Origin of the sequence: Aeromonas sp. PrichA-15 (genome assembly GCF_017939245.1) — a bacterium.
Classification (GTDB): domain Bacteria; phylum Pseudomonadota; class Gammaproteobacteria; order Enterobacterales; family Aeromonadaceae; genus Aeromonas; species Aeromonas caviae.
Window position 1 is genome coordinate 1 of the sequence record NZ_JAGKRH010000380.1, and the last position, 337, is coordinate 337.

Annotated in this window: 1 protein-coding gene; it reads right to left on the bottom strand. The window is 65.6% G+C overall.

Features of this window, described 5'->3' with window-relative positions; translation table 11 throughout:
- Positions 1–337: VCBS domain-containing protein (locus J9889_RS23745; RefSeq protein ID WP_210558465.1), on the bottom strand; the 337-nt coding region annotated here is incomplete at both ends.

Consider the following 337-nt stretch of genomic DNA (forward strand, 5'->3'; position numbering starts at 1 on the left):
GGTTGGTGATGGTCACCCCGTCATCGTCGTTCTTGATGGTCAGGGTCAGGGTCGCCGTGCTCACGTCTCCGTCCGCATCCGTCAGGGTGTAGGTGAACACTTCGCTGCCCACCCCGCCCCCGGTCAGCGCCTTGAAGTCACCGTCGTTCGGGTTGAGGGTGTAGGTGTAGGTGCCGTTGGCATTGAGCACCAGGCTGCCGTAGGTCCCGCTCAGGGTGCCCGCGGTCACCGCCGCGCCATCCGCCCCCTGCACGTCGTTGGTGATGACGTTGCCATTGAGGACCAGGTTGCTCTCGCTCGCCACCGTCAGGTTGACGTCGCTCACCGCCGTCGGCAC